6 protein-coding genes are annotated in these 7,887 nt (G+C 45.3%); 2 read left to right on the forward strand and 4 right to left on the reverse strand.

Annotation, left to right across the window (positions count from 1 at the left end; genetic code table 11):
- Positions 1 to 44: 44 nt before the first annotated feature.
- The 3 genes from priA to C3B73_RS02220 form a co-directional block, all read right to left on the reverse strand.
- Positions 45 to 2,483, reverse strand: coding sequence for a replication restart helicase PriA (priA, locus tag C3B73_RS02210; RefSeq protein WP_103664003.1), 2,439 nt, complete (start codon positions 2,481 to 2,483; stop codon positions 45 to 47).
- 114 nt (positions 2,484 to 2,597) lie between these two features.
- Complete coding sequence (locus C3B73_RS02215) at positions 2,598 to 2,978, reverse strand: four helix bundle protein (RefSeq protein ID WP_103664004.1); 381 nt, start codon at positions 2,976 to 2,978, stop codon at positions 2,598 to 2,600.
- Positions 2,979 to 3,008: 30 nt separating this feature from the next.
- Entirely contained in the window at positions 3,009 to 4,550 is a 1,542-nt protein-coding gene (locus C3B73_RS02220; RefSeq protein ID WP_103664005.1) for a YifB family Mg chelatase-like AAA ATPase, read from the reverse strand.
- 92 nt (positions 4,551 to 4,642) lie between these two features.
- On the opposite strand from C3B73_RS02220, the gene C3B73_RS02225 reads away from it, so the two are divergent.
- Positions 4,643 to 5,095, forward strand: coding sequence for a DUF4342 domain-containing protein (locus C3B73_RS02225; protein ID WP_103664006.1), 453 nt, complete (start codon positions 4,643 to 4,645; stop codon positions 5,093 to 5,095).
- Positions 5,096 to 5,162: 67 nt separating this feature from the next.
- On the opposite strand, the gene trxB is transcribed toward C3B73_RS02225, so the two are convergent.
- Positions 5,163 to 6,140 carry a thioredoxin-disulfide reductase gene (gene trxB, locus C3B73_RS02230; protein ID WP_103664007.1) on the reverse strand — a complete coding sequence of 326 codons (978 nt, stop codon included), beginning with the start codon at positions 6,138 to 6,140 and terminating at the stop codon, positions 5,163 to 5,165.
- Between the two features lie 706 nt (positions 6,141 to 6,846).
- Here trxB and C3B73_RS02235 point away from each other — a divergent pair.
- Positions 6,847 to 7,860 carry an IS110 family RNA-guided transposase gene (locus C3B73_RS02235; RefSeq protein WP_103664008.1) on the forward strand — a complete coding sequence of 338 codons (1,014 nt, stop codon included), beginning with the start codon at positions 6,847 to 6,849 and terminating at the stop codon, positions 7,858 to 7,860.
- Positions 7,861 to 7,887 lie beyond the last annotated feature (27 nt).

Here is a 7,887-nt window from a genome sequence, read left to right on the forward strand (position 1 = left end):
TTGAAACCTCTTAATGGGTCATTCATGAAGTTCTGCCTACTTTTTTACTGAATAGCATCCACATTTACATTTATCCGGACGGAGGAACTCTTTCCTTTTGAAGCGGCATTATACACCTCAAACACCTTTTTAAGTAACATTTCTATATATGAACCGCCTTTTTCGGGCTCGATCTTTAGAGTCACTTCCCATATAAATTTTTTATTGAGCCATGGAATAGCGGCAGGTGAAGGTCCAAGAACAGGGATATCCGGCACCACCTGTTCAATCGATCGCTTCAAACTGTGCGCAGCTGTGTTCACCTGATGTTCTTTGCTTGATTTGATCTCAAACTTGATCAATCTGGAATATGGGGGATAGTACAAGGGTTTTCTAAACTCCATTTCCTGTCGTGCAAATCCGCGATGGTCGTGTTGTTTGGCAAATATCAGTGCCGGGTTTTCCGGCTGACGGGTTTGCAGGTAAACCGTTCCGGGTTTATCACCCCTTCCGGATCGGCCTGAAACCTGACTGAGTAACTGATACATCCGCTCCGTTGCCTGAAAGGATGGAAAAGCCAACTCTGTGTCGGCATTTACAACCCCGACTACCGTTACATTTGGAAAATCGAGTCCCTTAGCCACCAGCTGAGTCCCGATCAGAATGTCTGCTTTACCTTCTCCGAACTCTTTAAGAATGCGTTCATGAGCTCCTTTCCTGGAGGTTGAATCCCGATCGAATCGAATAATATTGGCCTCCGGAAAAAACGTTTCAAGCTGTTCCTCCACATTCTGTGTACCCGATCCCTGTACTTTAAGGTTTGGGGAACCGCAATTTTCACAGTGAGTATCCTTTCTCCTGGCATAGCCGGTGTAGTGATCCATCAGCAAGTTTTTACGCTTATGGAAGGTCAGGCTGACCGAGCTCTCAGGGCTTTCAGGAATATGCCCGCAATCCTCACATTGAAGGTAACTGGCATAACCTCGGCGATTGTATAGCAAAATGATCTGCTCTTCTCGCTTCAAAGCCTCTTCTATGGCAATAAACAGCGACGCAGAAAACTCGCCCTTCATGGCTTTGCCCTTGTACTGCTTCAGGTCAACGATCTCAACTTCAGGCAACACAGCATTGGCATGGCGGTTTTTTAGTTCCAGCATGTCACATTTACTTTTGGCGGCCATGTTCAAAGCCTGCATGCTTGGGGTGGCCGAACCCATGATCACCACGGCGTTATTCTTCTGTGCTCGAACGATAGCTGTTTCCCGGGCATGGTACCTGGGCGCCGGATCCATTTGTTTGTATGAGCTGTCGTGTTCTTCATCTAATATGATGATTCCCAGATCCTGCACCGGAGCAAATACGGCTGAACGCGGCCCGATCGCGATCTTTTTCTTCCCTGAATTCAGGTCCTTCCAGGCCTGCAATCGTTCTGCGGCCGACATCCGGCTGTGTAATAATGCGATCTCATCACCAAAAATTCGATAAAACCTCGATACGGTCTGTGGTGTTAACGCGATCTCAGGTACCAGCACGATGCCCCCTTTCCCGGCTTCGATCACCTGCTTGAGAGCATGAATATAGACTTCCGTTTTGCCACTTCCGGTAATGCCAAACAACAGGTAATTGGCAAACTCATTCTTCTGAGTAGACTCACTGATCTTATCAAAAGCCTGTTTCTGATCTTCATTCAGCGTTTTGATGGATCCGGGATCAAACTCCAGACCCTGTATATCGGACTTTTTGTCCACTTCCCGGAATGAGATCCATCCCTCATCCTGCAATTTTCTGATACTGTACGAATTGAACAGGGGATCATCCGGCAGGTCAGACTGTCGAACCGGGATCAAGGATGAGATCTCAGACAGGGCTTTGGTCCATTTCAGGGATTCATTGACCTCCTCACTATCCAAAAATTCATTGGCAACTTTCGCTGATTTCCCTTTTGCCCAGATCCACTCTCTTTCCGTTGTGACCGAAACTTTCAGATCCGGTTCTTCCCAGATCTCGATCATTTTATCTTTTAATAATTTCTTGAAAACTTTATTTAACCCCGTTCCCTTCCAGCGTTTTTTGGCTTCATCCAGGGTGGTCTTGTTTTCACTTAGTTCGGTGATTATCTCTTGTTCATCTTCAGTCAGACCATCCTTACTCACCTTATCTGTTACATTCAGGTATTTTCTGGATACAAAGTTGAGTCCTGCAGGAAGAGCGGCTTGTATGGTTTCTCCCCAGCTGGCATAGTAAAATTTTGAGATCCAACCGGTCAGCTCCAATAACTCTTTGGAAAGCAGCGGTTCTTTGTCCAGTATCTTTCGAACCGGCTTGGTCTTAAATGAAGAGACCTTATTATGTACCCGAACAATAACTCCGATCGCATAAAAATTCCGAAATGGGATCCACACCCGTTGTCCTTCCTGAACGTGGGGTTCAAGCTCATCGGGAACATGATACGTAAACTGCCTGCGAACAGCCGCCGGAAGAGCAACATCAACAAATGTGGACAAAACGCCGGATCTGGTTTGGAATTAATTTTGAAACGAAAGCTTATCCAATTTTCCACCCCGAATCAAACGATTTATACGAACATTGAACATTCAACTCTGAACATTCAATGTTTATCACTTGGTCTTCATATTCTGTTTTGCTGTACTAATGCTTTTCACAAAAATTGAAATTAGTTCCTCACACTCAGCTAGTAAATCATCAAGCAATTGATCTTTTAATAAGGGTTTCCTCTTAATGATCTTCATACATGTTGATGACTCTCTTAGCTCTTTCAATGCTATCTTAAATTTATGGACAAAATCTTTTCTAGATTCAGCACTTTTTGCCTCTGAGTAATGAAATGCTGGAGACGTACCACTCCGAACCAATTGATTTGCAAAATACTTCCCTGTGTAAGACTTTGGAAGCTTCTCAATTAAACTGATGATATTAATCGAAAATCTGATCAACCTATCCTCAAGATCATATACTCTTTTTGTACTGTTATTTTCCATTTTACTTTTGATTTGAATGTTCAATGTTCCTCACCCCAACCATCCTTCTCTATCCAGACTTCGATACTGAATGGCTTCGGCTACATGGTTCGATTTAATGTTTTCAGAGTGATCCAGGTCGGCGATCGTTCTTGAGACTTTGAGTATGCGATCATAGGCACGAGCGGACAGACCGAGCGTTGTGATGGCTTTTTTGAGGATCTGTGATCCGGTTTCATCCAGTTTGCACATTTTGCGAACCATACGCGTACTCATTTGGGCATTACTGTACACTCCCTTCACTCCCATAAAGCGCTTTGACTGAATATCTCGAGCCTTTATCACCCGCTCCCGAATATCATTGGACGATTCACCTTTAGCCTTACCTGATAGTTCCTCATAACTCACTTTATGCACTTCAATATGCAAGTCTATCCGATCCAGAAGCGGACCACTGATCTTACTTAAGTACCGCTGCATTTGTTGAGAGGTAGTACCACCCATATCATTAGGGTCATACCAGTCACCTGAAGGAGATGGGTTCATGGAAGCTACCAGCATCACGCGACTTGGATAGGTCACACTCATCCGTGCCCTCGAAATAGAGACAAAGCCATCTTCCAACGGTTGTCGCATCACCTCCAAAGCACTGCGTTTGAATTCAGGCAATTCATCCAGAAACAGCACCCCATTGTGAGCCATTGAGATCTCCCCGGGCATCGGGATGCTTCCTCCCCCGACCAAAGCCACATCAGACACCGTGTGGTGCGGCGACCGAAACTGCCGATCAGTGATCAACGCTTTACCCGATTCCAATATACCTGAAACGGAATGGATCTTGGTTGTTTCGAGGGCTTCATCCAAAGTTAGTGGTGGTAAAATAGTTGGAATGCGCCGGGCCATCATAGTTTTTCCTGAGCCGGGAGGTCCCACCATCACCACATTATGTGAACCGGCTGCTGCGATCTCCAAGGCTCGTTTTACATTTTCTTGTCCACGCACATCACTGAAATCCAGTGGATTGTGTTTTCCGTTCTGATGAAAATACTCCTGAACATTACTTCTGAGCGGATCCATGCTGCCCCTGTTTTCAAGCCAGTCCTTTACCTGATTTAAATGTTCAAACGGAAACACCTCGACCCCCTCAACCACTGCGGCTTCTCCCCCATTTTCTTTAGGCACTACCAGATATTTGAACCCTTTTTTAGCGGCTTCAACGGCAACCGGCAATACCCCTTTTACCGGACGGATCTTGCCATCCAGTGCCAGCTCACCCAGCATTACCGTATCATCCAGTTTATTGGTGTGAAGCTGACCTGACATATTCAGGATACCCACGGCGATCGGCAGATCGAATCCGTTACCTTCCTTTGGAAGATCGGCCGGGGCCAGGTTTACGGTGATCCTGCCCAGCGGATAGTAAGAACCGGTGTTTCGAATGGCAGCCTCAACCCGGTCGCGTGATTCCTTGACCGCCCGGTCAGGCAATCCAACCAAAAAATAGGCAACCATCCCGTTGGTATGATGGGTTTCTACGTCAATGATCTTTGCATCTACACCGACGGTGGATGCACAATAAACTCTTGAAAGCATGTTTTGTACCTGAATCTTTTTTATTCTCTTTACGTAGTTAGAGCGGTGGGAAAGCAAATCCTTACAAAAAATTTTCATAAATCATACATATCATGAAAAAAGAAGAAGCTAAATCCAAGGCAAAAACGATCTATCAGGAGATACAGGGCGGTGTTAATGAAGTGATCAGTCAGATCCGAAAAATGATCAAAGAAGGAAGTGCCCGTAAGCTTATCATCAAGAACAAAGAAGGAGAGATCAAGTTTCAGACGAACCTGACAATGGGTGTGGGCGGTGTGACCCTGGCAGCAGCTATGGCTCCGGTTATTTCAGCGATCGGTATGTTTGCGATGTTCATCAACGATTATCAGATCATCGTGGAGAGGGAAGTCACCGACGAAGACGAATATTCAGTAGATGCCGAATTCATTGATATAAAGGATGAAGACGAAGAAGAGGAAACTGAGACTGATACAGCAAAGAAAACAAAGTCTAAATCTGACTCAGATCCTAAAAAAGAAGAAGAGAAAGACGAAAAAACGGTAGGTAAAAAGAAAAGTGATTAAGTAATGAGTAATGAAGTGAGTTTTAAAAAATCGACTCACTTCATCACTTTCTCACTTATCAATTCAATTATTTCCAATGTGACTCGGCAATAGCTTCTCTGCTTTCCAGCTCTCCGAGATAGCGCTCAGCATCCAAAGCCGCCTTACATCCGGTTCCGGCCGCAGTAATTGCCTGCCGGTAAACCGCATCCATAGCGTCACCACAGGCAAATAGTCCGGGTTGGTCCGTTTCTGTTGATTGTGCTTTAGTCTGAATATATCCCACATCATCCATCTCAACCACACCTTTGAAGAGATCGGTATTAGGCTTGTGCCCAATGGCTACAAAAACACCGGTTACATCATCAAGGGTAGTAACTTCATTTGTATTCCGGTTTTTGACTTTGGCTCCTTCCACAACATTGTCACCCAGGACCTCAACCAGCTCACTGTCCCACATGAATTCGATCTTATCGTTGTTAAAGGCGCGCTGTTGCATGGTTTTGGAGGCACGTAATTCATCACGGCGATGTACAACCGTAACCTTACTGGCAAACTTGGTTAGAAATGTGGCCTCTTCCATCGCAGTATCTCCACCTCCGATCACAAGAACATGCTGATCCCGGAAAAAGGCACCGTCACAGGTTGCACAAGCAGATACACCTTTACCGCGCAGTTTTTGCTCACTTGGCAAGTGCAGCCATTTCGCCGATGCTCCGGTAGAAGCGATCACGGAGTGGGCAAAGATCTCCACATTATCATCAATGGTGAGGATATATGGCTTTTGGCTGAAATCAATATTCGTCACCATTCCGTAACGGCAATCGGCCCCGAACCGAGTGGCTTGCTCACGAAAATCCTGCATCATTTGTGGGCCCATTACTCCTTCAGGATAACCGGGAAAGTTTTCAACATCAGTGGTGGTCATAAGCTGTCCACCGGGTTCCGGTCCCTCAAAAACGATCGGTTTCAGGTCGGCACGAGCTGCATAAAGTGCCGCTGTTAATCCGGCCGGACCACTTCCAACGATTACAACTTTGAATGTTTTTCCTGCAATATCTTCCATAATAATTTCCTTATTTAATTCAGCTTTAATTATAAGGTTTAATCAGCAAAATAACCCCTCAAATTATCCTATCTAAATCATAGACTTTGCTTATTCCGGATTCATTGTTTCTTCATTTATTATACAAACAATCAAGCTTATAGAAACTACTTCCTTTTCATCCTTAGAATTCAGGGCAGGCGAAAAGACCTACTTCCCAGCAGGCGGATGAGGTTGACAAGTGGAATATCCAAAACTCAACAAGGAATAATGAGTATCGAACTAAATCCTGTAGAATGTTTTCTAATCCTGTAAATCCCGGTTCAAAACAAGATAGTAACTAAAGATTTTACTGCACTACCGATTTACCAGGCATAACATAAAAGGCGTCCTTCTCCTTGAGAAGTAGAAGACCTACCTCAATCGGCAGGCAGGCAAATGAGGTCGTGAAAAGGATAATTCAGGCTGTGCGGATCCTTCTCCCGAATGCTCTGTTAGACTTTAAGTATTGAGAAAGGCAGTCAACTCTGCTTTTTTATAATACCAGCGAGCCGGAGACAGGCTAACCGAGTGTGTCGAGCAGAACTCGAAATCCCGAATCAGCCCCTCCGGCTTCGGTATTATCCAAACCTAAATAGCATGCTAGTAAAACACTACGAACAGAGTCAGGTCCGATAATACCTAGCTGGCATACGTCATTAAGGTTAATCAAACATGAGGATTTTTTATGGATCTCACAAATCTAACCCACTTTATTGGTATAGATATTTCTAAAGATACCCTGGACTGCTGGCACCGTCCTTCCGGGGAACATATGCAGTGCGCAAATTGCGAGTCCGGTTTCCAACAACTAAACCAGTGGATAACCGAGGCGGGATGTACCGACCAGAACAGTGTTATTTGTATGGAGGACACCGGAATCTATGGTAAACGACTATTGGTTGCGTTAACCCAAATGGGATGGAGATGCTCGGTAGAAAAGACCACCATATTGGAAAAGGTGGGCCCGGACCACCATCGTAAAGATGACCAGTTTGATGCTCAGCTACTGGCTGAATACGCGGATCGTTTTGCTGATCAGTTATCACTGAGCACCCCGGCAGAGCCGGTATTAGATCAGCTTCAACAACTCTATGCTGAACGTCGCCGGCTGATACGCCAGCAAACGGCCACCAAAACCAAGCAAACGCAATCGGCCCAACAGCCGGACTGCCCGGAGCTGGTGCGCCAGGGGTGGGAAGAGCAACTACAGTTATTTGACAACCATATTGCCCAGTTGGAACAGCACATTCGGCAGTGCATACAAACCCATGATGGGCTGCAGGAATACTACGACTTGCTGGTCAGTATTCCTGGTATTGGAGAAGTTACCGCCTGGATGTGGCTGATTCTCTTTTTTGGAGAACAAAAATTGAATCCTAAGGCTATTTCCTCCCGTTTTGGAGTAGCTCCCCATAGTCATAGTTCAGGAAGTTCGGTGCGTGGGAAAACGCGTTCTTCCGGCCATGGAAGTGCAGAAGCACGTTCTACGTTAACCATGGCAGCCCGCTCGGCCAGTACACACAACGATAAATTCAGTGCCTATAAACAGAAAAAACTGGAGGAAGGTAAGCCTTGGCCGGTAGTTCGTAATAACCTGGTAAACAAATTAATCACTATTATATGTGCCATATGGAACAGCCAAACTTGCTATAAATCAAACCATGAATCCAGATTCGACAAACAAAAAAAGGCTGCTTAGTACTTGATTAAGTCATAGCATTCGGGA

Source organism: Gracilimonas amylolytica (genome assembly GCF_002911695.1).
GTDB classification, from domain to species: Bacteria; Bacteroidota; Rhodothermia; order Balneolales; family Balneolaceae; genus Gracilimonas; species Gracilimonas amylolytica.